The organism is Pseudomonas putida, from assembly GCA_041879295.1.
In the GTDB taxonomy this organism is placed as follows: Bacteria; Pseudomonadota; Gammaproteobacteria; order Pseudomonadales; family Pseudomonadaceae; genus Aquipseudomonas; species Aquipseudomonas putida_Y.
In genome coordinates this window covers 89927-113932 of record CP047153.1, presented here as the reverse complement: position 1 = coordinate 113932, position 24006 = coordinate 89927, and the positions used below count along the sequence as shown (strand labels likewise).

At 56.5% G+C, this 24006-nt stretch carries 35 protein-coding genes and 1 pseudogene; 7 read left to right on the top strand and 29 right to left on the bottom strand.

Going from position 1 to position 24006, the window contains the following annotated elements:
* Positions 1-13: 13 nt before the first annotated feature.
* The 10 genes and pseudogenes from GST84_27015 to GST84_26970 all read right to left on the bottom strand — a co-directional run bounded on the left by GST84_27015 (position 14) and on the right by GST84_26970 (position 8291).
* A pseudogene (locus tag GST84_27015) lies at positions 14-1530 on the bottom strand (IS21-like element IS1491 family transposase).
* Positions 1531-1752: 222 nt separating this feature from the next.
* Positions 1753-2259 (bottom strand): hypothetical protein, encoded by a 507-nt coding sequence (locus GST84_27010; protein XGB15959.1) that lies wholly within the window; start codon positions 2257-2259, stop codon positions 1753-1755.
* Positions 2260-2371: 112 nt separating this feature from the next.
* Positions 2372-2872 (bottom strand): hypothetical protein, encoded by a 501-nt coding sequence (locus GST84_27005; GenBank protein ID XGB16088.1) that lies wholly within the window; start codon positions 2870-2872, stop codon positions 2372-2374.
* Positions 2873-2927: 55 nt separating this feature from the next.
* Positions 2928-3671: a hypothetical protein gene (locus tag GST84_27000; GenBank protein XGB16087.1), complete on the bottom strand. Its 744-nt coding sequence runs from the start codon at positions 3669-3671 to the stop codon at positions 2928-2930.
* Positions 3672-4071: 400 nt separating this feature from the next.
* Positions 4072-5493, bottom strand: a complete 1422-nt coding sequence (gene ltrA / locus GST84_26995) for a group II intron reverse transcriptase/maturase (protein ID XGB15958.1) — start codon at positions 5491-5493, stop codon at positions 4072-4074.
* A gap of 835 nt (positions 5494-6328) precedes the next feature.
* Positions 6329-6589, bottom strand: a complete 261-nt coding sequence (locus GST84_26990) for a hypothetical protein (protein ID XGB15957.1) — start codon at positions 6587-6589, stop codon at positions 6329-6331.
* Positions 6590-6599: 10 nt separating this feature from the next.
* The gene (locus GST84_26985) at positions 6600-6953 is read right to left on the bottom strand and encodes a hypothetical protein (GenBank protein XGB15956.1); all 354 of its coding nucleotides are present in this window, start codon (positions 6951-6953) and stop codon (positions 6600-6602) included.
* A 197-nt stretch (positions 6954-7150) separates the two neighbouring features.
* Complete coding sequence (locus tag GST84_26980) at positions 7151-7450, bottom strand: hypothetical protein (protein XGB15955.1); 300 nt, start codon at positions 7448-7450, stop codon at positions 7151-7153.
* A gap of 247 nt (positions 7451-7697) precedes the next feature.
* Positions 7698-7973, bottom strand: a complete 276-nt coding sequence (locus GST84_26975) for a hypothetical protein (GenBank protein ID XGB15954.1) — start codon at positions 7971-7973, stop codon at positions 7698-7700.
* Between the two features lie 45 nt (positions 7974-8018).
* Positions 8019-8291 carry a hypothetical protein gene (locus GST84_26970; GenBank protein ID XGB15953.1) on the bottom strand — a complete coding sequence of 91 codons (273 nt, stop codon included), beginning with the start codon at positions 8289-8291 and terminating at the stop codon, positions 8019-8021.
* 153 nt (positions 8292-8444) lie between these two features.
* Here GST84_26970 and GST84_26965 point away from each other — a divergent pair, with 153 nt between their 5' ends.
* The 5 genes from GST84_26965 to GST84_26945 all read left to right on the top strand — a co-directional run bounded on the left by GST84_26965 (position 8445) and on the right by GST84_26945 (position 10720).
* Positions 8445-9095, top strand: coding sequence for a hypothetical protein (locus GST84_26965; GenBank protein ID XGB15952.1), 651 nt, complete (start codon positions 8445-8447; stop codon positions 9093-9095).
* A 134-nt stretch (positions 9096-9229) separates the two neighbouring features.
* On the top strand, positions 9230-9415 hold the full coding sequence (locus GST84_26960; GenBank protein ID XGB15951.1) for a hypothetical protein: 186 nt from the start codon (positions 9230-9232) through the stop codon (positions 9413-9415).
* A gap of 45 nt (positions 9416-9460) precedes the next feature.
* The gene (locus tag GST84_26955; protein ID XGB15950.1) at positions 9461-9643 is read left to right on the top strand and encodes a hypothetical protein; all 183 of its coding nucleotides are present in this window, start codon (positions 9461-9463) and stop codon (positions 9641-9643) included.
* Between the two features lie 145 nt (positions 9644-9788).
* Positions 9789-10364: a serine acetyltransferase gene (locus GST84_26950; GenBank protein XGB15949.1), complete on the top strand. Its 576-nt coding sequence runs from the start codon at positions 9789-9791 to the stop codon at positions 10362-10364.
* Between the two features lie 59 nt (positions 10365-10423).
* Positions 10424-10720, top strand: coding sequence for a hypothetical protein (locus GST84_26945; protein ID XGB15948.1), 297 nt, complete (start codon positions 10424-10426; stop codon positions 10718-10720).
* 37 nt (positions 10721-10757) lie between these two features.
* On the opposite strand, the gene GST84_26940 is transcribed toward GST84_26945, so the two are convergent.
* The 15 genes from GST84_26940 to GST84_26870 form a co-directional block, all read right to left on the bottom strand.
* The gene (locus tag GST84_26940) at positions 10758-11036 is read right to left on the bottom strand and encodes a hypothetical protein (protein XGB15947.1); all 279 of its coding nucleotides are present in this window, start codon (positions 11034-11036) and stop codon (positions 10758-10760) included.
* 372 nt (positions 11037-11408) lie between these two features.
* On the bottom strand, positions 11409-11699 hold the full coding sequence (locus GST84_26935; GenBank protein ID XGB15946.1) for a hypothetical protein: 291 nt from the start codon (positions 11697-11699) through the stop codon (positions 11409-11411).
* A gap of 93 nt (positions 11700-11792) precedes the next feature.
* A complete protein-coding gene (locus GST84_26930) occupies positions 11793-12320 on the bottom strand; it encodes a hypothetical protein (GenBank protein XGB15945.1) in 528 nt (175 codons plus the stop codon).
* Positions 12321-12331: 11 nt separating this feature from the next.
* Positions 12332-12631: a hypothetical protein gene (locus GST84_26925; protein XGB15944.1), complete on the bottom strand. Its 300-nt coding sequence runs from the start codon at positions 12629-12631 to the stop codon at positions 12332-12334.
* Between the two features lie 387 nt (positions 12632-13018).
* Entirely contained in the window at positions 13019-13294 is a 276-nt protein-coding gene (locus GST84_26920) for a hypothetical protein (GenBank protein ID XGB15943.1), read from the bottom strand.
* Positions 13295-13519: 225 nt separating this feature from the next.
* Positions 13520-13816, bottom strand: coding sequence for a hypothetical protein (locus tag GST84_26915; protein ID XGB16086.1), 297 nt, complete (start codon positions 13814-13816; stop codon positions 13520-13522).
* 340 nt (positions 13817-14156) lie between these two features.
* The gene (locus GST84_26910) at positions 14157-14741 is read right to left on the bottom strand and encodes a hypothetical protein (GenBank protein ID XGB15942.1); all 585 of its coding nucleotides are present in this window, start codon (positions 14739-14741) and stop codon (positions 14157-14159) included.
* 10 nt (positions 14742-14751) lie between these two features.
* Positions 14752-14949, bottom strand: coding sequence for a hypothetical protein (locus tag GST84_26905; GenBank protein XGB15941.1), 198 nt, complete (start codon positions 14947-14949; stop codon positions 14752-14754).
* 496 nt (positions 14950-15445) lie between these two features.
* Entirely contained in the window at positions 15446-15754 is a 309-nt protein-coding gene (locus GST84_26900) for a hypothetical protein (protein XGB16085.1), read from the bottom strand.
* Positions 15755-16000: 246 nt separating this feature from the next.
* Positions 16001-16234: a hypothetical protein gene (locus GST84_26895; GenBank protein ID XGB15940.1), complete on the bottom strand. Its 234-nt coding sequence runs from the start codon at positions 16232-16234 to the stop codon at positions 16001-16003.
* A 535-nt stretch (positions 16235-16769) separates the two neighbouring features.
* Complete coding sequence (locus tag GST84_26890; GenBank protein XGB15939.1) at positions 16770-17099, bottom strand: hypothetical protein; 330 nt, start codon at positions 17097-17099, stop codon at positions 16770-16772.
* 36 nt (positions 17100-17135) lie between these two features.
* Positions 17136-17408 carry a hypothetical protein gene (locus tag GST84_26885; GenBank protein XGB15938.1) on the bottom strand — a complete coding sequence of 91 codons (273 nt, stop codon included), beginning with the start codon at positions 17406-17408 and terminating at the stop codon, positions 17136-17138.
* Position 17409: 1 nt separating this feature from the next.
* Positions 17410-17835 carry a hypothetical protein gene (locus GST84_26880; protein ID XGB15937.1) on the bottom strand — a complete coding sequence of 142 codons (426 nt, stop codon included), beginning with the start codon at positions 17833-17835 and terminating at the stop codon, positions 17410-17412.
* 116 nt (positions 17836-17951) lie between these two features.
* Positions 17952-18119, bottom strand: a complete 168-nt coding sequence (locus tag GST84_26875) for a hypothetical protein (protein XGB15936.1) — start codon at positions 18117-18119, stop codon at positions 17952-17954.
* Positions 18120-18522: 403 nt separating this feature from the next.
* Positions 18523-19038: a hypothetical protein gene (locus GST84_26870; GenBank protein XGB15935.1), complete on the bottom strand. Its 516-nt coding sequence runs from the start codon at positions 19036-19038 to the stop codon at positions 18523-18525.
* Between the two features lie 239 nt (positions 19039-19277).
* On the opposite strand from GST84_26870, the gene GST84_26865 reads away from it, so the two are divergent.
* Both GST84_26865 and GST84_26860 read left to right on the top strand, forming a co-directional pair.
* On the top strand, positions 19278-19607 hold the full coding sequence (locus GST84_26865) for a hypothetical protein (protein ID XGB15934.1): 330 nt from the start codon (positions 19278-19280) through the stop codon (positions 19605-19607).
* 215 nt (positions 19608-19822) lie between these two features.
* On the top strand, positions 19823-20248 hold the full coding sequence (locus GST84_26860) for a hypothetical protein (GenBank protein XGB15933.1): 426 nt from the start codon (positions 19823-19825) through the stop codon (positions 20246-20248).
* Positions 20249-20604: 356 nt separating this feature from the next.
* Here GST84_26860 and GST84_26855 read toward each other — a convergent pair whose 3' ends face one another.
* The 4 genes from GST84_26855 to GST84_26840 form a co-directional block, all read right to left on the bottom strand.
* A complete protein-coding gene (locus GST84_26855; protein XGB15932.1) occupies positions 20605-21573 on the bottom strand; it encodes an HNH endonuclease in 969 nt (322 codons plus the stop codon).
* Between the two features lie 131 nt (positions 21574-21704).
* Entirely contained in the window at positions 21705-21914 is a 210-nt protein-coding gene (locus GST84_26850; protein XGB15931.1) for a hypothetical protein, read from the bottom strand.
* A gap of 555 nt (positions 21915-22469) precedes the next feature.
* Positions 22470-22655 (bottom strand): hypothetical protein, encoded by a 186-nt coding sequence (locus tag GST84_26845; protein ID XGB15930.1) that lies wholly within the window; start codon positions 22653-22655, stop codon positions 22470-22472.
* 11 nt (positions 22656-22666) lie between these two features.
* Positions 22667-23410, bottom strand: coding sequence for a hypothetical protein (locus GST84_26840; GenBank protein ID XGB15929.1), 744 nt, complete (start codon positions 23408-23410; stop codon positions 22667-22669).
* Positions 23411-24006 lie beyond the last annotated feature (596 nt).

The following is a 24006-nucleotide window of genomic DNA, read 5'->3' as shown; positions in this document are numbered from 1 at the left end:
GGATTCCTTGTGTTCAGTGGTAGTAGCCGGGGCCGCGCAGGTTGGCGTGGTCGTCCGGCAGCAGGGGCAGGTGCTGCTGGGCCAGCGGCAGGTTCTCCAGCCCCTGGCGCAGGATCGATTCGAGGCTCTTGTAGCTGCACGTGCCGAGGCTGATGGCGCGACGGCAGGCCAACTCCAGGCGCACTTCGCCGTGGGTTTTGCCCAGGCGCAGGATGCCCAGGCAGGCCCGGTAGCCCTGCTGCGGATGGATGCGCCGTTCGAGGATGTGCCGGATCACGCCGGCGGTGTTCGGCCCGGTCTGCTCGGCCCAGCGGATCAGCCGTTGTGGCGTCCACTCGGCATGCTCGCGATGGCTCTTGGGCATGTGCTCGGCCTGCGTGCTGTGCCGGCCCTTGTGCATTGAGCGCAGGTGGCTGGCCACTCGCTGGTTGGCGTGGAAACACTCGACGGTGCGCGCCGTCAGGCGCACCTCCAGCTGCTTCTTCACCAGTTGATACGGCACCGAGTAGTAATGCCCATCGACCTCGACGTGGTAGTCGATGTGCACCCGCGCTTTCTTCCACTCGGCGTAGACGTAGGGTTGCTCCGGCAGGGGGGCGCAGCGCCGGACGATCCAGGCTGTCGAAGGCCGTCTGGCGCGAGCCCGGCAGCTTCTTGAACGGGCGTTGGTTGAGCCGCTCCAGCAACACGGAGATGGCGCTGTTGAGTTCGTCCAAGGAGAAGAACTGACGGTTGCGCAGGGCCGCGAGGATCCAACGCTCGACCACCTGCACGCCGACTTCGGCCTTGGCCTTGTCGCGCGGTTTGCGTGCCCGCGCCGGCACCACCGCCACTCCGTAGTGCTCGGCAAGGTCGCGGTAGCTGGGGTTGATGTCCGGCTCGTAACGATGGGCCTTGCTCACCGCGCTGCGCAGGTTGTCCGGCACCACGATCTCCGGCACGCCGCCGAGGAAGGCGAAGCAACGGGTATGCGAGCCTAGCCAGTCCGGCAGCTGCTGCGACCAGGTGGCTTCGGCGAAGGTGTAGCTGGACGCGCCGAGCACCGCGACGAACACCTGCGCCTGGCGGATCTCGCCGCTGTGGCGGTCGATAACCGGCACCGTCTGGCCGGCATAGTCGACGAACAGCTTCTCGCCGACGCGGTGCTCCTGACGCATCACCACGTCCAGCTTGCCCTGCCAGGCCCGGTAGTGCTCACAGAACCAGCTGTACTGAAAGCCCTGCGGCTGGCTCAGGCGGTACTCCTGCCAGAGCAGCGCCAGGGTCACCCCGGGGCGGCGCAGTTCGGCATGCACCCATGCCCAATCGGGTAAAGGCCGCTTCTCGCTGGCAACCGCCGGGGCCGGCGGGAACAGTTGCTGCTCCAACTCGGCATCGGACAACGAACAGGGCCAACTGAGACCACTGGCGGCAAAACGATTGAGGGTAGTCGCCGACGGTGACACGACCGACCTGCACGCTGACCGCAATCTGGCGAGCTGATAGTCCGACCTCGAACTTGAGACGTAGTACTTCGCGAATCTTACGCATGGATAAACGCTCCACGACGACCTCTCTGCTTCGAAAAAGAGGTCGATGGTAGTGAAGAAATCCTGCGTAGCTGCCTGCCCGGTTGAGTGGCCGGATGGCCGTGGAATCAGTGGCCGGATGCGCGTGGAATGGGTGGCCGGATCAGCGTGGAATCGGTGGTCAGATGCTCATGGAATGGGCAGATGACCGTGGAATCCGCAGCGGTGGGGTTTGGGTGAATCGTTATGCCGCTTCCGGCTGAAGGCTTCGTTTGTCCACAAAGATCTCCTGCACGAGCTGAACTCGGTCAGGATTCTGCTGCGCGAATTGAGCAAGAGCGGCGCCCGGGCTACCACCACCACAGCGGAACGTCTGGAGCCCATCTTCGTTTGGCATCGAGTAGACCAGCAAGAACGCGGTGTCCTCGTGATAGCGGTTGGCTGCGTAGTCGACAGCTTTCCCTGTCAGACCGGCCATTTCAACAACCCACTGCAGGGTTTGAGCTCGAACCTCAAGCTCGATCATCGCCTCCTCGCCAGTGCGGGGGAACTGAGCCTGCGACAAATCGCGGCCCATGTAGGCTGTCTTCGCTTTTTCGAACTGACTGAGCACAAGATGTGCGAAATCACCGAACTGGAACGCCAGCTTGGCCCGCAGAAGGTCCAATGGCTGATAGAAGTCAGGAGCTTTCCAATCAGCTGGTACACGGCCTTCAGTGGAGACTGCTACTGCTTGGTTTGGGTTAGTCATGGTGCGGCACCTCATGTGCGTTAAGTTTGTAGGTGGAGATGGCCCACACGGACATGTATGACGTGAGGCCTCTCCCCTGCCGCTGGGTGCATGGTGCCGGCATGCAAAAGGCTCACGCCGCTTGCACGTCCAGGATATGTAGATCTGCAGGGACGCTCACGACATCCCCAAGCCACCGCCGTACGGCGTCCCTCTGAGTGGCGACTGGGCAGCCAGGCTCAGCGCTCATCATGAAACCAAATGCCTTGAAGCTCGCTTCACGCATGGCCCATTCCAAGCATCGTCCGCTCAGATCTTCGACGAACACGGTCTGGTAGGAATGGTCTGTTCTGCAACGACCAAGCAAGCCCGGTGCGGTAGCCCGGGCGAGTAGCGCCGAAGCGCCGGCGGCGAGCTCAACGCCATTCTCATCGGTTACCACCCAATCCCAGTGGTTCGCCGCGACGACGTCACGCAGGCTGAGCTGGGGCTGTGAGAGGTGCGATTTGGCCATGTCGAGCGCATGCTGCGCATTGGCTGCAGCGAACAGTTCGCCGGTGACGACTCGGAATGCTTTCAGGCGGAAAGTGTCCGCGGCATCGGGGTATTGCTGGGTAGGTTCGGTATGACGCATGGTGGGCTCTACGCAAATTGCTTCAGTGGTAATGGGCGCTTTCATAACCGCCACCTCAGCCAACACCTGCTCGCACCATCCGTACCTTCACCCCTCGCTGCTCGAAAGCCTTGGCTACGCGCCCTTGGCGATCGTCTTGGCCATCGCCGAAGACGATGGCGTGAGTCACCCCGCCTGGCAGGGTGTCGGGGGTCGGATGCCTAGTCACCGAGGCCAACGGGACATTCAATTTCTTGCTTATCAGCTGGCGGTAGCGCTCACCCGTGATTGAGCAGTCAATGACGACCTGGTTCACCTGGTGATCAATGATGAGCTTGGCGATCCGGTCAGCTTGAGCAGTGTCGATCGCGGGGCCCGGGGTGCTAATGAACAGCTTTGAGATGACCTGGGCCGCAGCCTTATCAGCCTCTCGGATGAAAGCCAGGAGCTGACCGCAAGCATTGCAGCTGTATAGGGCCGTCCGCCTGACCATGCTGTTGTGCCTTTTGGTCGATAACCGGAATGTTCTACCTTCACACCCGCACTGGTACAGGAACTCCCTCTTCACCGATCTCGATGTGTCAAGCTGGTGACATCTGTCGGCCTGGACCTTGAACACCTCAACCATAATCTGAGTCCATTCGGCCCCGTGCGGATCGACCTCTGCCCCCCATACCAGGTGAGTGACATAGTGGGCGACCTCATGCGGACAGATTTGATCGAGGTACTCTGAGAGATTCTCTCGCGCCAAAATGCGGTTGAACCGGAACTGCAGGTCGTAGCACCGGCCAGTTCCCTTGTCTTTGCGGTACCTGAACATGCCACCGGATTTACCAGTGAGGTTAAACAGGACCGGTATCTCTGGAATGTCACGGGAAAGATGAGACGCCGCCAGCCCCAGGCACTCTGTGACACGGGCCCTGACAGCCTTCAGTTCGTCGACGGGGAGCATCAGGCTTCAGCCTCTGGCAGCACCTGGATACTCAGCTGGGTTTTACGAGCAGAGGAAGGTGTATGCATGGCTGAGGGGGGCTCCTGGATATGAGTCGCTGATATTACACGTACGCGTTATGTATCGTAAACGCACAGATGAGATGAATAAGCCAGCTCGCCGGCTCCCTGCAGCTGCGCCGATCGCCTTTCAGCGGGATCGAGTAGGAGGCGGATTCACATCCGCCGTCCTCTCACACCACCGTACGTACGGTTCCGTATACGGCGGTTCAGGTTATACGGTTAAGTCGGTTTATCGTATCCAGTATCGAGACCAGCCCGAGGCGGTCCCACAGCTTCTTCGGCAACGCCTGATTCATATGGGGCGCTCCCGAGTTCCACCATGGGCCTCGGCCATTGACTGCCGATTTCCACGCCCGCGCCGCATTAAGTCCCAAGCGTATCAAGTTGCGCGCCCTCGTAGAGGGCCGCTTCCATTGACGCCAGACGATACAGCGAAGCTTGTGACGCACCCAGCCGTCCAATTCCTCAAGTGGCCGTCTGCTCTGGCTCAGCTTGAAGTAGCCCGCCCATCCGCGCAGCACGGGGTTTATCCGCTCGATGACAGTCGCCACCTTGTGGCCCCGCGCTTTACGTAGCAGCTCTCTGAGCCGGTCGCGCAAGCGACCCAGGCTCATCGTCGCCACTCTCAGTCTCGGTTGCTGATGCCAGCTCATCCCGTAACCCAAGTAATCACACATCCAAGACCCGGCTACTCGGCTCTTATCCCGATTCAGCGTTAGTTTCAGGCGCTGATTCAGGAAGCGCTCAACACTGGCCATCACTCGTTCGCCAGCACGAGGGCTGCGCACATAGATGTTCGCATCGTCGGCATAACGCACGAAGCGATGACCCCGCCGTTCCAGCTCGCGGTCGAGTTCGTTGAGCAGGATGTTCGACAGCAACGGCGAGAGCGGGCCGCCTTGCGGCGTCCCTTCCTGCCGTCGGCTGGCGATCCCACCCGACATCTCACCGGCTTGGAGGTACCGCCGGATCAGTCTGAGCACGCGTTTATCTACGATTTGGCGCGCCACGTACGCCATCAGGAGATCGTGGTTGACCCGGTCAAAGAATTTCTCAAGATCGAGTTCCACGCACCAGCGATGCCCTGCCGCCACATGGGCGCGGGCTGTCTCGATGGCTTGGTGGGCGCTTCTGCCCGGACGGAAGCCGTAGCTGTAATCCGAAAACAGCGGGTCGAAGATCGGCGTGAGCTGTTGCAGCAGTGCCTGTTGGATCAGGCGATCCACGACGCAGGGAATGCCCAGTTGTCGGGTGCCGCCTTTGGGTTTGGGGATGTCGACGGCGCGTACACCTTGCGGGTGGTATTCGCCGGCCAGCAACCTCCTCTGGAGGATCGGCCAATACTGATTCACGTAGTCCGCCAAGTCGTCGACCGTCATGCCATCGGCACCCGGCGCGCCCTTGTTGCTGACCACGCGCTGATACGCACGTCTGAGGTTGGCCGGTGCAAGCACCCGCGCCATCAGCGTGTCCGGCTCCGCGTTCGTCCACGTCACAGATGCCGTCGATACCTTTGCGCTGTCAGCCGTCATCCTCGGATTCTGTCCGGGACTCGGAGTCACAGTCTTCTCTTGGAGAAATTTCTGCATTTCGGTATTCAACGAGACTCTGACGCCTACTGGCGGCATAACCTGTTCGGCCCTTGGTGGCGCGGTTATTCGCCACTTACTACGGCTTCGGCTGACTTCTGCACGCTCATCCCATCGCCTCTCGACGCTCGGTAGCACACTGGCAAACGTGCAGATCTCCCAGGGTAATTCGCGCGACCTTCCTGCTTATGCCTGTCGGATCTACGTCACAGCGTTCCGTGCAAGTATTGGGCTTTGAAGATTTTGGCCTTCTTACCCCGCTGCGCCGCCTCTATCCGCTTCCTGTTCGTCAGGCCAGCATTTTGCCTCGGGCTTCCTTCAGATTCGCAGTCACCCGCGACACCCTTGCCTCTGGCTAACACTTCCCCTTGCCGGGTGTGTAGAGGACTTTCACCTCCCAGTCACCAGCGTGGCCACCACAGCCAAGCTGGTTGCGCTTGCGCGCAACGCGCCATGCCTGGCGCACCAAAAAAAAACCTCAGCATGGCTGAGGCTTTTTGATGGTCGTGATTCTTCCTTGCTACCGAGGCACGAGCTTTACGGCGGCGAGAAGTATCCGGTCATAGCGCATGACCAATTGTTTGAGACGGCGGCTAGATACGTTGCCGTTGATCGCCTTGGCTACCATTCTCTCGTGACGTGCCTGGGCGCGACGCAGCCGCTGGCCTTGTTCTCCTCCCCACAATTTGAGAGGCATCTCCGGACCAGTAGGGGTCGAGTTGAGTGTTCCCATGTGCAATCTCCTGAGGCTTGCGTTGCATGACTCAGGGAGATGCGGAACGCAATTACATACGCCTCATTCGACTTTCATTCTGCCAGGAGTATAACGAGCCAGACGGCCAAGACCTGCGCGGATCCTCGGTGCCGATCGCGCCTACTTCGCCTTTGACTTCTTGGTGATCACAATTTTTGGCAAGCCGCGGACCGCGTCATCCCAGTGCGGATCACGGTCTGGATCGTTGACCACCTTGCTGATCCATACAGCTGTTTTCTTCCAGCGAATGGCAAGCATACGGCCGTTCCAGCCCCGCTTCTTGTAATGGTTTCTGAACTCGTCTGGCGTCAATGGACGATCTTGGAGTTGAACTTCGTTTTCCAAATTCTTGCACCCGAAATTGTGAAGGCCCGGCGGCATGCCGCCTGATTCAATCGATTATTGAAGCTGCTACATCATCCCAGTCACTAGGCGTTGCGGCTCCCGTAGCAAAAGCAAACCGCATGGCGACCGTGGGACTTCTATTCTTCATCAGGTAAGCCGCAGCACCAGCACACATGGCTTCATGGCCCGAGGCCTTGTAATTGCCGTCTTCATCCCATTCACCACCTTTTCGTGAGTGGACCGTCTTGTGGCACTGGAATGTACTCTGATCATCCTCCATCAGCCCTTCAATAATCCCGTCCAATCGCCCAGGCGCAAGCTCGATCGCTCCCTCCTTGAGAAATGGACAGTTCGCACATGGGCGCTTAAGCCGCAGGTGATGTGCGAATGGATCAGGCATGCAGAGTCCTCGAAAATTATGTATGGCAACAGTTGGTCATCCAGACCCCTTCCACCTTCGGCCCATCCACGCAGGGCTGAGGGAAGCTTCTTTTTTAAACTATAGGACAACAATAATCAACAATGAACTACCTGCCCACCATCTGCAAGGCACAAAAAACCCGGCCTCGTGGGCCGGGTGGATGAAACGTTATTGGTTCAGCAACCGAGTGCTTGGCAGTCGTCGCAAAGGCCAACCTGGAATACTTCAAGATCGGTGAAGCACCGGGGGCATTGCTCGACATCATGATCTGCCGCAGGCTTGCTGATTGCGTCGCCGAACTCGGCAACCAGTGCTGCATAGTGATCGCTGGTTGAGGCGTCACCGCGCAGCTCAAAATAGCGGTCCACGGTCTTCGAGTAGGCTTTGAACACTGGCTTTCCGTTGAACTGGCTGGCGCCCACTGAAACGGGTGCAATGTTGCGCAGCATGGCGATGGTCACGGGCATGGTTTGCATTGGGTTCTTCCTCAAGGAGTGGGTTGGCCGTATAGCTAGGAATGGCCAACAACACCTGATAAGCCACCCCAGACGGCAGCTCCCGCGGCCGAAGCTGCGGGTATCAGCAGCCGATCGCCGCAGGCTCTTTGAGTTGCCCCTCACTGACATTGCCCTCCTGAGCAGGAAGCGCAGGTGTAAAAAACCCCGAACTGCGTGAGCAGAACGGGGTGGTGCAGCGTTAGGGGATCAGGCCTGTCGGAAGGTACTACCAGTTCGAAGGCCACTGTATAGAATCGTCATCGTCGTAGGGGACAGGCTTCACCTTGAACCCAACAAGCAGAATCTCCAGCAGTTGCTCATCGTCCTGGGGCAAATCAAACCAACCTGCCTTGTAGAAGCGTCTCGCGAAGCTGTAGTCATCCCACAGACGCTCGATATCGTTCTCGCTGGCCATGTAGCCTGCATTCGCCAATGCCGCACGCATGCGGCGAACATCAGCACTGCGTGCCGACGGCGCCGGCGTGTATTGAAGGTATTCCATACTGCTCATCCGCCAATAATCACTTTTTTGCTCGCATTGAAAACGTCACGCAGCGCGTTTGTAGGCCTCGATTCGCTCGTCGGCTGCGGCCAGGTAGCCCTCGACCCTCGCACGCGCTTTGGCCATGTTTTCGACATCATCAGGTTTCGCACGCGAGCACGAAATGTTCGAGACCTCAGCCAAAACACGTTGGGTCATCTCTTTCCAATGGGAAACTTCACCGGCACTGCAGCAGGCATGGTAGTCATTGACCTTGCGGTGGAGACGGTCATAGGCACGACGGTACTCGGCGACAGGAACGGTTTTGTTGCTGCTCATGGGTGGCACTCCTCAGAAGGGTAATCTGGTTGAACTTGCCCATGGAGATGGCTCACGCACGCGTGTAACGGATGTGCCGGCGAGCGCCAGCGTCCTTGTTCTGCCATGTAACTCATCCCTGAGCACGATGTTCAATTCCTCAGGAGAGAAACCATGACAACACTCGTGAAAATAGCGACCTGCCTGACCCCGGAGCTTGCACGGATCATCGTCGAGATGGCGTGCATCGTGCGTATCTCCCAGACCGGAGAGGGAGTGGAGATTCGCGACACCAGACCCCTGCTCGATCGCTTGGAGTCCCCAATCGAAGGGCGTGGAGTCGTCCGAACCATTGGCTCCACGCACTTCATTGTGACCGAGGACCTGGCTCACCGGATCGACGCAAAACACCTAACAGGTGAGGCGACTGCAACTTCACCTGCAACCACTGCAGATGATGCCGATGCGCTGAAAACGCTCATTGCTGATCGGTTGGGGTCTCAAGGTTGGCTGATCGTCGACGACCTGAGTTTCAACTGCACCTCTGGTGTGGCCAAAAAGCAGTACCAAACAGCGGTCGGCATCAAAGAGGCAATCGCTTACCTACAAGGCGGGGATGACGGTGCCAGGCGCCTGATCGCTCAATACTACAGCGAGGGCAACAATGTGCTGAGCACAACGACTGCGCGCTTCACCCCAGACTGCTCGACAGAGGCAATTGAAGCGGGCACCAGCCGTTTTTCAGCCCAAGTTGACCACGTAGTAAGCGGCACCTATGCAGTGCGGCTGCTTCGCCCTCGCGACCAGGCCGCGGATGGTGAATAACGCCTTCAGGCTCACTTAGGCGAACGCTCCACCACACCCCGGGCTTGCCTGGGGTTTTTATTGCCCGGAGTTTCTTTTTGCATGTGCGCCATCACCGAGTACTTAGCCAACAACGCTTCGGGCGGACACACACCATGAACCATTATCTGCAACTGATCAAAGACGACGTCCTGTCTATACAAGGACAGAAAGACTACTGCTTGCAGGTCCTAAACGCCGGCGGCCTAGAAAGCTGGCAGTCGAAGGAATACAGCGATCTGGTTGAGCACTACGACCAGAAGCTCAAAGAGCTGAATGGACGATTGCTCGCCGCCGGCTGATCACCAGCCGTCCACCTCAGTCCTCCAAACCCAACCAGGAACATCATGATCAACGCAATCGAAGCACAAGCACAGAAGGTCCGAGACGCCTACGCAGCAATGGGCAGCGTCAACCCTGAATACGAGCGCGAGTTCGACATCCTCTCCGATATGCGTCGTGCGCAGATGGCACAAGAATTCCGCGCAGAGCGTGGCCTGCCTTCTACGGCCGCAACCCCGTATGACTGAACCTCAGAAATTTGAGGCTTGAGCATGCACACCGCCCCCGGCTTTGCTGGGGGCTTTTTTCATTCCATGGCAAGTGGCGGGATCCACCCAGAAGTAGAGCCACATCTTCCTGAACCGCTTTACGCGAGAGAGCTCGTCCTCCATCATGCCAGCGAGACAGTTCAACTATCTGGTACCAATCTTGAAATACGCTCAACTACTCGAATGCTGGCGCATGGAGGTTTCCAATAAGAAACAGCCATGTCGAAAAACAAGTCTGTTTTTCAATGTGGTCAAGCGTGCCCGTAAGTACAATGTACTGCGTTTTCTCTTCCTGTTCCGACTGGCTCAATATCTCCACTCCAAGGGTGGCTTCCCCAGGGCCTATGCCCGGGCGATGGGCCAGCGCCTTAATCGAAAATATTCAGTAGATATAGGTTTGGACGCGCAGATTGGTCCTGGTTTTAAGATTGCCCATCTCCCAGGCGTGGTAATCAGCGGGTATGCCCAGATCGGAAAAAACTTCTTGATCCGCCAGAACACTACTATCGGAATCAAAACACTTGGTAGAGAAAGCTATTCTCTTATAATTGGCGACGACGTTTGCTTGGGGGCTAACAGCTGCATTATTTCTGACAGCTTGAAGATTGGGAACAATGTAACGATTGGCGCTATGAGCTTAGTAACCAAAGACATTCCAGACGGCACCACGTTCTACAACAAACGCGTTTCGACATTCTAATTTAAACCCAGATTGAGTCGTGAGATGAAAATTGGCTTGCAGATTAAGCAGGGGCGGACATGACCGATCAAATTGACCATGAGCTATTTTACGAGCTTCAGATTGCAGCAAACCGACAGACCCTGTGGATTCACTATAGCGGTGACGGGTCCACGGTTGCTCGGTTTAGTCCACGCGGAGTCGACCTGCACAACACTGTTTCGGAGCAAATGGCCGGAGCCCAGGAATGCCGTCTCTGCACGCATGGAAGCCCTTCAAAATTCGAATGGCAGATGTTCCGTGAGAAGGCGAAGGAGTGGTGGGGCGTCGATGTCCCTGATGACGCAATCGACACGAGCTTCCTGCTGCCTGGCTAAGGAGCACTAGTGGCGCCCCGATCGCCAGGCAGCGCCATCAGCTCGCTTTGCGCGTCTCGTCCAGCGGTGAGCCTTCAATCTCGTCATCGCGCTTGTCAGCTTCTTCCACACAGGCGCGTAGCAGCTCGATTTCAAGCAGATCATGTTCTGTTTTGGTGATCACATGGAAATCGCGCAGCAGCATTAGACGCCCCATGTGATAGGCCCGGGTTCGCTCCAAATCCGGGTGCTCACGATAGCTGCCAAGGTTCGCCTTATCATGCTCTAAGGCATCCAGCACGAATTGTTTCAGGGCTTGAGGATCGATCATGTTCATGGGATGTGTACCTCTCGAAATCGCAACAGGGAGAGCGTATTTCGTGGGCGCCTTGTCTGCCCCTTTCGGCGCCAGCTTGACGCGACTGCCGGCACTCGAAGATGGTGCAGGCCTGCCCAGTTCCGGGCAGCGGATTTTAAAGCCGTTCAACTGCCACGCGGTAAGTACCGGCAGCTCCTCGGCCCGTCCCGCCTGCAGATCACTGCAGCGGGGTCTCGTAGTATAGCGCGTAGCTCTAACATGGGCGCAGAGGAACAAGCGGGGCTCTACGGTCTCAGCCCACCAGCAGGCCGGGCTTAATGGGTTTGTTCGAGCTGAGCCATACCGAAAGTAGGCACATGTGCCTACCATCAAGGCAATAGGCACATGTGCCTACTTAGGTGTGTCTTCAGCTGTCAGCTTCGCGGCTTGCTGCTGCTTTCGACGCTCCATCAACTGCTGCATGTACACGATCCCATCCTCCAAGGCTTTAACCGCCCAGGACGGGCAAGGCCGGGATGATTTCTTAGTCGGATCGTTGAGCCACGATCGAACAGTACGAATTGAGCAGGGCCGTTTGGTGACGGCGTTGATGAGAATCGCACTCTCACCTTGCTTCACATTGAAAGTTTTCAGCAGCCCCAGATACGCTTGCCGGTTTGCTTCCCGCTGTTCTTCGTCCATCACCCCTCCAAACATCTGAAAATAGGCACATGTGCCTACCCGCATTCTAGGCACATGTGCCTATTCAGGACACCAAAAAATAGCGCACTGAGCTCATGCCTGGACAGTGCTGCCGAGACGTTCTAGCTCAGGGGCCGCCTCCATCACCTCAACTTCCAGCGAGGTGAACTCTGCAGCAAGGGCCCTGGTAACGACCTCAAGCTCGATTTCAGTGATCCCCAAGGGACCTGGCCAGATCTGAACCGTAGCCGGTTCGCGCCAGGCCATGAAGCGGCCATTGTTACGTGAGTCACGCCACGCAACGGCGTGGAGGACATCTTGGAACTCTTCCAAATCAGCCAAGAACCGGGTATCCGAGGAGAACGCCCCGGTGAAACACTCTCCTCCGCCTGTGACGATACTGTTCAGTTTCATCTCAAGCGTGAGTCGCTCCTGGGAGGATGACTTCTTGAGCACCCAAGCAACCAGCAGAGTCATCAACAGGCTGCAGACAATTAACCAGACAGTCGACTTCAGGCTTTCCTGTGGAATCCACCCGAGGTATTGCAGCTGCAACTGCAAGCCGCCCCAAAGCATCGGAATAACAGGGAAAAAGAGGAGCAGTTTCAGTGGGTCTCGCACCGGGTTGTTCCTCAAGAGGCAAGCGCATGAACGACCAGGTACACGATCAACATCGCCCAAAGCGCATTCGCCAACACTCGAATGATCAAAGCGGAAACCGTCTCCGTCTTGATCGCGTAGAAACCGGCGAAACCGAAGCCGACTGCCCCACCTAAGGTCGACGCCCAGGTCGGCAGCCAAGCCGGGGTGGAATTCACGACCTGCAACAGCACAGGTCCCAACAACATCAGAATCGCCCCAATGAAAGGGCGAATCCAAGGCCCGTTGCGATCCATGTAAGTATCGCGAGGCATTGCTTGCTGTTTGTTCATCTGGATCTCTCGCTTGGGATATGAGGGCTTGAAAATGCGTTGTCAGGCGACGACTACCTGTATCTGATCGGTTATGTCGCGATGACACTGCACACAGAAGCGGCGATCGCCGCCTCGAACTCGCACCATGTTGCTGGCGTCGAAGGCGTCCCCGTTGGCCTCGAAGATCTGCGTGTACTTGCAAATCCTCTTCTCGTACCAGCCGCTGAGGCTGTTGCACTTTCGACAAGGGGTAACTTGTTGAAGGGTTCCGTCCATGCTCGTGAGCACCCTTGGGGGTCTTGGGAATCGAATCGGAAATATAATACATAACACGTACGCATAACACTACAACTGACCCATTATTCAAGGTGCTTCTGGGCTTAGGCGGCCGGCGGGACGGTCTGATCAGCGGGGCTGTTTTGTAGACGGTTCGTATCCCAGTCGTCGCGTAAGTTGGACCAGGCCTACAATCTGCTGCCGCATGGATTCCCCATGGGACTCCAGTTCTTCTACCTTGCGTTCCAGTTCCCAGGCTCTGCGGTATAGCCGCTGGTTGATAGCGATCACCCGCTGCAAAGCCGAACGCTCGCGGTCGCCGATATCCCCCGAGTCGGCCCCTTTCGCGGCCTGGGCGAGAATGTCGGCGGGCACCTCTGGCAACGGCTCGTCATCCCAAAACATATTGCCACCTATACTGTATATGCGAACAGTATGCGATGGCTTTGAGCTCAAGCCAATCCCCCGATCTGGAGCGATAGCGTGCGGAATGGGGAGTTGAGCGTTGGAGGGGTGGTAGAGCTGATCGTCGCCCCCTGGCCGGCGCGATCATTGAGGTGCGGGGTGAGATGCTTGGTTAGAGTTAGAAACAGACCAGCGGTAGCAGCGGATCCACGGAGTATTCACTCCTCACTCATCTGCCGCCCGGGCAGCCAGGATCGCATCCTGGACCGCATCGTCATCGTCAAAGAACCCTTCATCAGCTAATCCCAGGTGCTCATCGAGCAAGACGCATATGCTCAATGCTGCATCCGCCGGATCCCCTTTGCTGCGAACAAGCGCCTCGATCTGCTTCCGCAGAAGGCGTACTTCTTCAACTTGGCCAAGGCCAGGTTCGGCGACAGGGTCAGGCAATGCAAAGGCTAGTTGACCGTCAGTACCTGGATCAATCATCACGGTGTTTCCCGCCAGGGTTCGAAACTCCATCGACATGCTAATTCTCCATAGGTGTGTTAGCGGCCGGGTTCTGCCCATCAGACGCTTGATTTGAGGTCGTTGAGCCAAGAATGGTCTTTGCAGAAGAAGTGCTCATCGAGAGGATCAGTATCAGGCCAGCGCCTGGAGCAACCTGGCCGCCGGCAACGCACCGCAACATGGATACGATCGGCGGGTTCTGCATTCACCAGATCCAAAGCCATTCCACAGGTAGGTTTCCCATTTTCACCGAGGACGTGCGCCATGATAGCGAAGCGGCCTTGTGAGAGCTGCGCAGGCCGCAAAGCGCGGAATGCCGCTTGCGGTTGCCGCGATGACACTGGTGGAGTGGTCATGATGGTGTAGCCCTCGATATTCCGTCGACATTACAGGGGGAATGTACTGATTGAAGACCCAACACGAAGCCCAGGAAGTCCTCGGGGGTCAACCACTCCAACTCGGCGAGTTCCTGCTCGATGTGAATGTGATGCCAAGCAATCCAGTGATCAATATCTTCCAGGTATTGGTACTCGCCAAGATTTCCGGTGTCCCCGTGCCAATGGCCACAGTCACACACCAGATTTTTGTATGCCTTCAGCTTTCCTGAGAACAGCTCTTGCCATTCGTTAACCACGGCTGTCCCAGCGCAGGCCGGGCACTGACCAGAGGAGGTCTCCGGGTTCAGGGGCGTGAAAAGATCAGCATCGCGCATCACACACTCGGAAACGAGGTGGAACTCCTTAGCGATAGGGCTCAGTTGCACATCCAAGGCTTCCAAGACCCTCCATTCAACGCAATTTGGGTCGTCACAGACGCCCACCACAAATCCGGTGCAGACATTGCAATCAGCAGGCCCGGAGACGATACGGGCAAGGCAGACCCCACTCTCTGCATTACTCAGATCGACTACGTCGCCGAAAGCTCTGCGCATGCTCATGGGTTGGTGATCATTCCGATGACAAAACGAACCGGTAAGGAGCCTCTTCAACAGGCCGTATCAGATTCTGCTTCGCCAGCTCTTCCAGTTTTCTGGCAGCTTGGTTGTAGCCCCAACCGGTCAAACGTTGAACCTTGCTGACACCGAACTCCCCCTCAAAGACCAGGGCATCTATCAGCTGCTTGTCAGTCTCGATAATCGGGCGCATCCCATTGTCTCCTCAATGTTGGGTTTCACTGAACAGGTAGTGAGGCACAGTGCGGGCAGAGGTGAATGACACGACCAGGCAGACCGCGCATGACCCACCCATTGGCCTTCGCCACCTCCCAGGAATGGATTCATAACACGTATAGATAATACTGGCCACCGGGTGGCAGATCAATATCATGAGGGAGGTTTGTGGGAGCCCGGTGTTTTGCATCAATTAAGACTGTCACAAAACAATTGAGATCATCACAGGACAATTAAGATTGTCACAATACCGAAAAGGCGTACGATAGAAGGCCGCGCTCAGCGTTCAGCGTGCACCTCGTTCTCAGGTTAAGAAATGATCAAACCGTCCCGCCGAGTCTCGTCACGGATCAGGCGGCGAACTTTAAGCAGCGCCAGGCCTGCAGCCAGTGGCAGTCGCACTGGCGCTGGCGCGAGAAGACCGGTGCGAGACCGCGAAATATATTCGACGGAAGAACCAGTAGTGCGTGGAATTATTGCCTTGTAGCTGTGACGATGTAAGTGTACTCATCACCATTTTTTTCGGTGGTTCTATATTCGCGCTTACCACCATTAGGGAGAATTTCAGTCGATTTATACACGTAGCCATCAGTGACAGGGTAATCAACGGTAAGACTACCAAATTTGTCAGTCTTCATTTCCTTCAAGCGTACGTAGTTGACGTCCATGGTCAGACGGATGTCTCCATCACTAGTGACAACTGGCGTAAAATAAGCAGTTGTGCCAAGCTCTAGACGGCCGAGTCGCGCTTTATTCGAACCAACTAATTCTCTGTAGTTCATGTACTGAACTTCTTTGAACGGACGCCGGGAACCGTTGTCAGTAATCGCGTAAGGCTTAGCTACAAGCTCACCATTGCGATAGAGCTCAGTGCGTATATTTACTGACTCTGCACATGCATTGAACGAGAAAGCAGCCAAAGCTGCGAAGATAATTACTTTCATGAGAACGATTGCACACCAAAATTAATCTAGTTTCCAGCTACCCTAGCTTGCGACCAAGGTAGATGGGAAAAACCGCCCGCTGTTTTACCCAAGGTGAGGAAGGTCACCAAGCAGATCTTTGAGCTCATGCCACGGATGCTGTGCCCTTTCTGTTTCGTTAGAGCACCCTTGCGCATGAGCGAAGGATTCGGCCGCCTGATCAACAGCTTGGCTGGAATTGCAATCCTGGCACCAGATGATCGAGTTCTCGATAGACCATTTATCGCCAAAAGCTTCGAGATCCTGGTCTAGCTGGCTGTATTTTTCGTTATCGCTCATATATACCTCACGTTGTGGGTGCGAAGCTCACGCCTTTCATCAGACCTGGCCTAGCTGTGGCCTAGCATGAAGTGTAACTGGCCTAGACGGATTTCTCACGACCAATCAAGGTGATAGCGACATGCCGGCGACGACATTCTCCTTTTCCGTGTCGATCCCGGCTACAGCCCAGGTGCCCCGTCAATGCAAATTTGCTCAATCACGGTGCTTCCTCAAAAAACCGCTTAAGCAGGCCGGAAGTATCTTCCAGCCGATTAGGGAAGACGGCGTCCATCGCGGCGCACCCATTTTGCAGATCGCACCGCCGCTTGGTACCGCCGAATCGAGCGTACGAGCAGGATAAGCGCAGCTGCAGCCACAAAAGCAGGCCAGAGCGAAGGCCACTCGTATCCGCGGAACGAACCAATTGTGGCGGCTTGCAAGTGGAACAAGTAGCCCTGCCAACCGAGCATGACTAATGCAATGACCAGCATAAACGAATGTTGCGTCGTACGACGGCATGGCGGTTTAGGATGATTATGATCCATGTTGTTCGTCACCCGTGCGGCTGGTCGAAGAGGCCGGCCAGCGGGCCCTTCTCTTGCATCTCCCGAAGTGCAACAAGCAACGGGGACAATGCTTCGTACTGTTCTGGAGTGATGCCCAGGCTCGCAGCCTCTTGAGCCTTGATAGCCTCGAACAGATCCAGCATGGTTGCCCCCTCGGGCAGAGCGGCGACAATGGCTAGGAGGTCTGCTCTCTTCTCAGTGCTGAACTTCTCATCCAGCATCCGCTCAAGCATCTGAACCAGGAACTCAGGTTCGCTGCGAGCGGCATCAACCGGATTGAAAGCATAGGGTTGCTGGCCGTCAAGTTTGATAGTCATGAACATTTGATCCACCAAAATCTATTTGGATTCGCCCTACTTAGCCAGCGTCACCAAGCAGAGAATAAAAATACCGCTAAAAGCAAAGGCCTTTGCAAGCCAAAGTGCTGCGCTGCCTTTACCCTCTTTACCGCTAACAAGGGCAAAAAAAGCACAGACGTAAATCACACCCATGACTAACCAAGCAGCTGGTTTGAATTCAAATACAGCAACACTTACGGCTGCAGCAATGAGGCCAACTACGAGAACGAAGAGTACAGGGAACGGCAATTTAAGCCTCCGCCTTCCCGGGTGAAATCCGTAATCCATGTCAAACTCCTTGTGAAGATTGGTTCGGCGATGAGGTGCGAGCTTTACGTGACACCTTCAACGTTGCAATAACGGCCGGCAGGGAAGCGAGGATGAAGGTTAGGACTGCCAGCACGTAACCAGCAAGTGAACCACCCCGAAAACTGTATGACTCTACTTGATACAGCAGACCGACCGATTTGGGCAGGACAACCCCTTCTGCTGGAGTGCTTGCCGTGTGCAGATGCCATTTGTCATCGAGACCACCCACAATCCGCCCTTCGGCCCGGCAGTGCCCATTGACTACTGGAGATCCTGCGAGGTGACAGATGGATGGATCAGTGATGAACGCGACTGCAGGGTCGATTGTTTGCAGAGCGAAGCCGATTCGGATCGCACACCAGAGCACCAGCATTACCCAAGCGATCGAGATCGCGAAGCTTTTCAAAAGTAATTCTCCTTTGCCAGGCTAATAAACACAGCTTGGTCTTTTCCTATTTGCAATTACCCGCCCGGGGCGATTCTGGTGGTGCAGGTCATCGGTGCAAATAACGGCATCGCGAATCAGTACCCGAACCACTTCATAATCTCACGTGACTTGTAAACAACGTGGTCCCCCAAGGCTGCGATCAACTCTGCCAAGTCAAGGCCGCGGATCTCGCACTCTCGGGCAACCTCGGCGCGGTACACCTCTGTTTCCTCGTCCATCGCCTCTTCGTACGTCAAAGTCATACTGATCATTCCTGGATCAGGCCCCAGAACGAGCCGCCTTGGCGGCCTCTACCGCTCTGCAGTGTTACCGATCAACCTGGTCATCAACTCGTCGCCTCTTCGATAACGTAGCAAGCTACGCCAGCTGTATCAGCAACGAAAGGCTAAGCTATAGCCGAATGGTGCCCGAGACGGAAAAAGGTTATCCTATAGGACAACCTTTAACAATGATAATTTGCCTATACGACAATGTGAGTGAGAAGGTAATTTCACTGCCCCCATACACTTCAGCTGGAGCAAATAGCTGCTGATGCCGGCGCCCTTCGTGCACCGCCTGGAGCAAGCGGTGGCGGCTGGCAACCTGATTTCACGCTTACGGAGACCGCTCCTGGTGTTCCAGTAGTTGCCTTGCATACCCGCATTCTTACCGCTCCACTGCTTGCAGTGCCTCGCTACGCTTGCCAATGTACTCTTCATCGGTCAGCAACCCTAGGTCAGCCATGAGCCTGGCATACCCGATGGCCACGCTCGACTCGCGCTTCGCCTCTTCAATGCTCGCCGCTGTGCGAGCCGCGTCCAGCACGCTGGCCAGGTAGGTGTGAGCAATGGCGATGGAGGCCTGGCTGATCAGCTGTTCGCCCCTTTCAACAGCTGGCCCCGGCACGGGCTCCGCGGTCATCAGGTGCATCGGCTCGCCCAAGGCGGAACGAACCAGGTGGCCAACTACGTTCCCGAGAAGGCGCTGGGCCTGCTCGTATTTCGCCTGCAAACCCTTCAGCTCATCCTGATAAGTGCTATCGACGGCTTGGGCGGCGTAGAACGCATGCTGCGCCTTTCGGTAGAAGTTCAACTCGTCCAGGACAATAGAGTCAAGCACTACGGTCAAAGGCGTGGTCAGCAGCGCCGGAGGCTCGGTACCGAGCAGAGTCGCATTTTTCATGAGGCAGGCTCCTTCCAGGGGGGATGCAGAAGTAAGATCGATGGGCTGTGCTTGAAAACAGAGGTTGCTTGCGGCTTACCGGACTCAGGCCCGTTCTTCCACTGCATGATTCAATCCTCTCGTAGCTCATCGCGCAAGCTTGGTCCTGATGTCATCGATCCCACGGTAAACTCACGCATATGCGCGCATGCGCCATCCGCTGCCTCGCAGCGATCAATTCACAAAACAGGGAGTGAGGCATGCTGACCTTCGAAGACCGGTACGACGCAGCTCGGAACAAGTTCTTTGCTGACAACCCCAATGCGATGAAAGAGATTGAGGCGGTTAACCCCCGGGTGATTGAGGCCGGTGGTATGACTGTGGAGGAGTATCGTAAAGCTCAGCGGATTCGGGTGTTCGCTGAAGCCGCGGAGAAGCGGGGAATCGACCTGGATGAGTTTGTGATAGGGCTGGTTGCCGAATCCCCTCAACAAGCTCAGGAATGGCGGCTTAAGCGCCACCGGCAAATGGCTGATGCGCTGGGTATCGACTGGCCAGAGTACAAAGCCCTTAATAAAATCCTCGAATAACCAATTCGAGTTGAAACCGTCCTGCCGGTGCTGTAAGTTTGCCCTCGATGCGCGGTGACCTCACGCTGCTGCTCGTAACAGCCGCTTCGTGATCTCGCCCTGCTGCTCCTTTCATAGCGTTACGGCTAAGGAAGTCAAAAGCCTCGGAACGCCCGGGGCTTTTTTGTGGGCGCCCCGAAAGCGTCTCCTCCCCTCTCACGATATGGTTTCGCAGTATGGTGATTGACCTACACAAAATCGCGCATGACTTCCGTGCATCGCTCGACAAACAGAAAGCCCTGGGCATTCTTCCGCAGCACATGATGGATTTCCCGAGCGCCTGCTGCGCAGTGACCTCGGAACTCCTTGGCGATTATCTCAACAGCATTCCAGGCGGCCCTGAGGCCGACACTGTAAACGCCAACCGGAATGGCAAGCCACACATGTGGCTCGTTGTGGATTCGCTGATTGTTGACCTGACGGCAGACCAGTTTCCAGATGGCCGCCAGGCGGTGTATGTCGGCCCAGAAGACTCCTGGTACGCCAGCTGGGAGGTAGATCTACGCGGTAAAGCCAGCCATGGGGGAACGGCCACATCATCGGTCGAGCGAGCGGTGCTTGAACGGTTCATCGAGCACGCGGGGCTGCCCACCTTCGATTAACCTGGTCTGCACACACTCGGCTTCCATGCTGCCCTGCACTACAGGCGCACGCAGGGGCTGAGGAGCGGTCGAGGATCCACCCTTACGCTCCTATGCCGAGACATCACTCGCTGGCTGCGTAATTCGCCTTTCGAAGCCACTCGCCTACTGCGGCCGATCGAGATCCTCCCCGGGCGTTGATGTGCCGTCCCCTAAAGGTGCCCCACGCTCGATAACCTCGCCCGTCGACTGCGACCCAGAACGTGACCTGGTCCTCGTCCACCTGCCGATAAATTGCTTCTGGTGCTGCGTTCATGATCGGACCTGCTTTGTTTAGGAGGTCCTAGAATGGCGTCACGACGATCGGCGATGGGAAGTCACGATCGGAATTCAAGGGCGTACTCCAGAAGCTGCGTATTCAGTTCATCTCGGTTTTCACCGTAGTGAGCTTCTCGGTGGCAATTCGGACAGAGTGCTACGCAGTTGTAGACGCGGTCAGACACCTCGGCACCTAGCACGTGATGCACGTCTAGGAAGCCGCGGAAGGTTCGACTCTCGTCGCATCTCTCACATCGGTACCGAGCCCGTTCTAGCACCGCTAGTCGCACCCGAGGGTCTCGCTTCACGTGTGACCGAAGCGTGCTCACCCTCTCCCCAAGGTCGCGGCCTAGATCCGAATAATCGGGGGCAGGACAATCGTCGAACGTGTCGTCAAGGCTCGGCGATAATCCACCGGTAGGGACCAGCTTCGCGAGATCGACAACCCCTGGCCATTGCCACAAGACATCAGCTACCTGGTGGGTATCTGGCAACCGGTCATCCTGTAGCCATAGCGTTGGACTTGTTCCGTTTTGTGCATGGTTTTTCTTGATGCGGCCCTTCAGCCCCAGACGCAAGAGCTCATCGCTTACTTCCCGCTGACGATTCCAGATCGGATGCAAAGCACCTAGCGGGATAAGAGCCGCATAGGCCACCGCCTCGCCGTCGCGCTGAAATAGCATGGCGTGGCTGATGCCTTGGGCGAGGTCTCTCCCCACCACGTGCTCCAGGGTAGCGTCCCAGCCGCCAGGCCGTAGGTGGGCGGTCAACTGAGCAGCTGAGTACTTTTGCTCGTTCGGATTACGACCATCACGGCGCCAGCAAAGGCGCACCCGGGCTTTGACATGCTGTCCTTCGTGGGTGTTGAAAGCGACTATCTGCTGGGATGCTGAGCCAGTTGGAATTCGACGGTCCTCGACAACGTTGAAGCCGCAGGCCTCCAAGAATGGCCTCACAGCGTCGCGAGTGCGCTGTTCTGCCGCGAGACTTTCCGAGCCCCGAAATTGACGGGGTGGTGAATTGGACAATTCAACTCTCCCTCATAGCACGCGGCTGCAGTCCAGCTTATCCCTCTGCGCCGGCGGCCAGTGCTGCGTTTAAAATGGATCAGCCCCGGATTTCCCGGGGCTGTGTGTAGTCGACTTGGAACAACGAATGGTCAGCCCTTGAGCGGCACCCTGCTGACCTGCACGCCGGGGCCTACTGCCGACTCAACCGGTTTGGCACGCCCCAAGTGATACTCGGCATACTGGCTGCTGCCATCCTGGATCACGCACACTGCCAAAATACGCCACCCTTCATCCAGCAGGCGCTGCGCCTGAGTCTGACCATTCACTTGCTTCAACTCGGTTACATCTTCAATTGCCATCGGAGCTGCTCCTTGCGTGGATGATGGCTCAGTGTAATCACTGATCCGGCTTACTGTCCTCCTCCGCTTCAGACTTTGTTGCGCGCCCATGGCCGGGTAGCCCAATGAGGTATTGGGGACAATCGTCCTGCATGATCCATATCTGCTTAGTGAAGGGCTGCTGCTTGAAACCCCGAGGCAGCCTGTTTCCAGGCCCCAGCCTCGTCAGACGCCATTCCCACGCTTGTTTTCTCGACATGGTTCGTTGAACCTCTGCGTGGAGGTGCTCAGTAGCGGTGCGGATGCTTACGATGAGCTGGCGGCCGATGTCCGCTTGTGATTCTGACTTAACCGCTGGCGCTGCAGCTGCTACGCGATGCGATTCGGTTGATCGGCATGTCTTGCAGGTAACTCCATTGGGGTTCCTCGTCGACACCAGGTTGTGGTTGTTTCGACCGCAGGCGACTTGATCCTCGCCGGTTCCGTAGTGGGTGACCATCTTCTAGCTTGCTCGATAGGAAGGGTTACTTGGAGGATTTGTGCGGACCTCTAAGCGAGGTCCGGATGCTTCGGGGGTTAATTGCCTTTTGGCTTCGGTAGTCTTTGCGCAACTTCTTCTGGAGTAAGGTCATCCAGAGGAACAAGACAGGTCGCGCCACGACAAACCAGAATCATGCGGACACCATCTGCGGACACACCCTTGTAATCGTTGTGCGTACGGCGATAGATCAGGTCCAACTGTGCTTTGGTTGCGGTAGCCATGCTCTACACCCTCAAGCCGCAGCCTTATCAGCCTGGGCCATGATCGCTTTGGCTGCATGGTTGATCATATACAGTTGTGCGTAGAGGCTGTCACATGTCTCCGTGATGCGGTGCTCGTACCACTCTTCACCCAGGCACAACGTTTGACAGTTATCTCTCATGTAGATTTGAGCTTCCTCGGTGAAACCGATGTTCTCCGCGGCATCAAAGAGGTTATCCCAGTGCATCCATCGGTCATCACCATTCGACAGGTCACGACGATGGGTCAGGGTCAGAGCGCGGAATTCAGCCCAATGCGCACCTCTAACCAGGTCAGAGTCCTGCGCCCACGCTGGAAGAGTTTCCCAGATTTCCTCTGAGCAATCGTTGTGCAGCTCCCGGCAGATGCTCGATACCAACACCTGACGGAACAGGTTCGTGCTGAACACCTGCTTCTTGTGGGACTCATTGAGCTTGGTGTGCAAGTAATAGGTGACGTCATCGCCGGCCAAGAAATTCATGCCATAGCTCAAACCTACACTGAACGTCAGATGGCCGATGTCGCCGACTACCGCGATACCGAAGCGGGTCATCATGATGTCGAAGGCATAAGCCGTGGTGCCCTCAGCCTTGCAACGCCAGATCTCGGCGTCGTCATGCTTCACCAGGCAGGTGTATTGATGGTTCTTGAGCTTCTCGGCCGCACGGGCTTTGCGCTCGTCCTGGGTCTGCTGGCGCTGCTCAATGTAGGCAGCTCGCGATTTTGCAACATCCATGATCCGTTCCTATTAGAGTGACTTAGTTGAACCATAAGTTAAACTATAGGACAATGTAAGGCAACATTAATAAACTGGGGTTTAATCTTTTTCATTCTGCCTGAGCATGCCAACACCCCAGCGAAAATTACGGGTCAGCTGAACGAGCTCTAAGGCTACAGCGGTTCGGACGATTTGCTTGGTTTGAAATGATCACGCAAAGCGCCTAAAAAGCTCTGGTTCAACGATGGAACATCTGTGTAGAGCTTTAGCAGGATTAACCCCGCAGTTTCGGGCGTGGCGCCATCCTCAATTTCGTAGCTGCATTGATGCTCGAATTCGGTGCTCGGTTTTCGAATGCGCTTTCCTTCGCAGATTATCGGGTTAGGGCACCTCGTCAGCCAATCGACAAGGCTACTTTTGAGATGGTTGTCAATAACAAACCAATGTTTATGGCCTTCCTGTAGCAATGAATCTCTCATGGATAGTCTACCTACTGATGTGCATTGGCCCCGGCTCATACCAGGGCTGGGGTTGATAAGGTGCTCGATCCTAGGCTTCTGGCCGCCATAAGATGATGCGATAACCACGCTGGAGGCGAAGTCGCTCGCCTCGCT

Coding starts and splice junctions, on each gene's coding strand:
- GST84_27010 (XGB15959.1), bottom strand. CDS start 2,259: ATGACTAACCCAAACCAAGCAGTAGCAGTCTCCACTGAAGGCCGTGTA.
- GST84_27005 (XGB16088.1), bottom strand. CDS start 2,872: ATGCGTCATACCGAACCTACCCAGCAATACCCCGATGCCGCGGACACT.
- GST84_27000 (XGB16087.1), bottom strand. CDS start 3,671: ATGTTCAGGTACCGCAAAGACAAGGGAACTGGCCGGTGCTACGACCTG.
- ltrA (XGB15958.1), bottom strand. CDS start 5,493: ATGCCGCCAGTAGGCGTCAGAGTCTCGTTGAATACCGAAATGCAGAAA.
- GST84_26990 (XGB15957.1), bottom strand. CDS start 6,589: ATGCCGCCGGGCCTTCACAATTTCGGGTGCAAGAATTTGGAAAACGAA.
- GST84_26985 (XGB15956.1), bottom strand. CDS start 6,953: ATGCCTGATCCATTCGCACATCACCTGCGGCTTAAGCGCCCATGTGCG.
- GST84_26980 (XGB15955.1), bottom strand. CDS start 7,450: ATGCAAACCATGCCCGTGACCATCGCCATGCTGCGCAACATTGCACCC.
- GST84_26975 (XGB15954.1), bottom strand. CDS start 7,973: ATGGAATACCTTCAATACACGCCGGCGCCGTCGGCACGCAGTGCTGAT.
- GST84_26970 (XGB15953.1), bottom strand. CDS start 8,291: ATGAGCAGCAACAAAACCGTTCCTGTCGCCGAGTACCGTCGTGCCTAT.
- GST84_26965 (XGB15952.1), top strand. CDS start 8,445: ATGACAACACTCGTGAAAATAGCGACCTGCCTGACCCCGGAGCTTGCA.
- GST84_26960 (XGB15951.1), top strand. CDS start 9,230: ATGAACCATTATCTGCAACTGATCAAAGACGACGTCCTGTCTATACAA.
- GST84_26955 (XGB15950.1), top strand. CDS start 9,461: ATGATCAACGCAATCGAAGCACAAGCACAGAAGGTCCGAGACGCCTAC.
- GST84_26950 (XGB15949.1), top strand. CDS start 9,789: ATGCCAGCGAGACAGTTCAACTATCTGGTACCAATCTTGAAATACGCT.
- GST84_26945 (XGB15948.1), top strand. CDS start 10,424: ATGACCGATCAAATTGACCATGAGCTATTTTACGAGCTTCAGATTGCA.
- GST84_26940 (XGB15947.1), bottom strand. CDS start 11,036: ATGAACATGATCGATCCTCAAGCCCTGAAACAATTCGTGCTGGATGCC.
- GST84_26935 (XGB15946.1), bottom strand. CDS start 11,699: ATGGACGAAGAACAGCGGGAAGCAAACCGGCAAGCGTATCTGGGGCTG.
- GST84_26925 (XGB15944.1), bottom strand. CDS start 12,631: ATGAACAAACAGCAAGCAATGCCTCGCGATACTTACATGGATCGCAAC.
- GST84_26920 (XGB15943.1), bottom strand. CDS start 13,294: ATGTTTTGGGATGACGAGCCGTTGCCAGAGGTGCCCGCCGACATTCTC.
- GST84_26915 (XGB16086.1), bottom strand. CDS start 13,816: ATGGAGTTTCGAACCCTGGCGGGAAACACCGTGATGATTGATCCAGGT.
- GST84_26910 (XGB15942.1), bottom strand. CDS start 14,741: ATGAGCATGCGCAGAGCTTTCGGCGACGTAGTCGATCTGAGTAATGCA.
- GST84_26905 (XGB15941.1), bottom strand. CDS start 14,949: ATGCGCCCGATTATCGAGACTGACAAGCAGCTGATAGATGCCCTGGTC.
- GST84_26900 (XGB16085.1), bottom strand. CDS start 15,754: ATGAACTACAGAGAATTAGTTGGTTCGAATAAAGCGCGACTCGGCCGT.
- GST84_26895 (XGB15940.1), bottom strand. CDS start 16,234: ATGAGCGATAACGAAAAATACAGCCAGCTAGACCAGGATCTCGAAGCT.
- GST84_26890 (XGB15939.1), bottom strand. CDS start 17,099: ATGACTATCAAACTTGACGGCCAGCAACCCTATGCTTTCAATCCGGTT.
- GST84_26885 (XGB15938.1), bottom strand. CDS start 17,408: ATGGATTACGGATTTCACCCGGGAAGGCGGAGGCTTAAATTGCCGTTC.
- GST84_26875 (XGB15936.1), bottom strand. CDS start 18,119: ATGACTTTGACGTACGAAGAGGCGATGGACGAGGAAACAGAGGTGTAC.
- GST84_26870 (XGB15935.1), bottom strand. CDS start 19,038: ATGAAAAATGCGACTCTGCTCGGTACCGAGCCTCCGGCGCTGCTGACC.
- GST84_26865 (XGB15934.1), top strand. CDS start 19,278: ATGCTGACCTTCGAAGACCGGTACGACGCAGCTCGGAACAAGTTCTTT.
- GST84_26860 (XGB15933.1), top strand. CDS start 19,823: ATGGTGATTGACCTACACAAAATCGCGCATGACTTCCGTGCATCGCTC.
- GST84_26850 (XGB15931.1), bottom strand. CDS start 21,914: ATGGCAATTGAAGATGTAACCGAGTTGAAGCAAGTGAATGGTCAGACT.
- GST84_26845 (XGB15930.1), bottom strand. CDS start 22,655: ATGGCTACCGCAACCAAAGCACAGTTGGACCTGATCTATCGCCGTACG.
- GST84_26840 (XGB15929.1), bottom strand. CDS start 23,410: ATGGATGTTGCAAAATCGCGAGCTGCCTACATTGAGCAGCGCCAGCAG.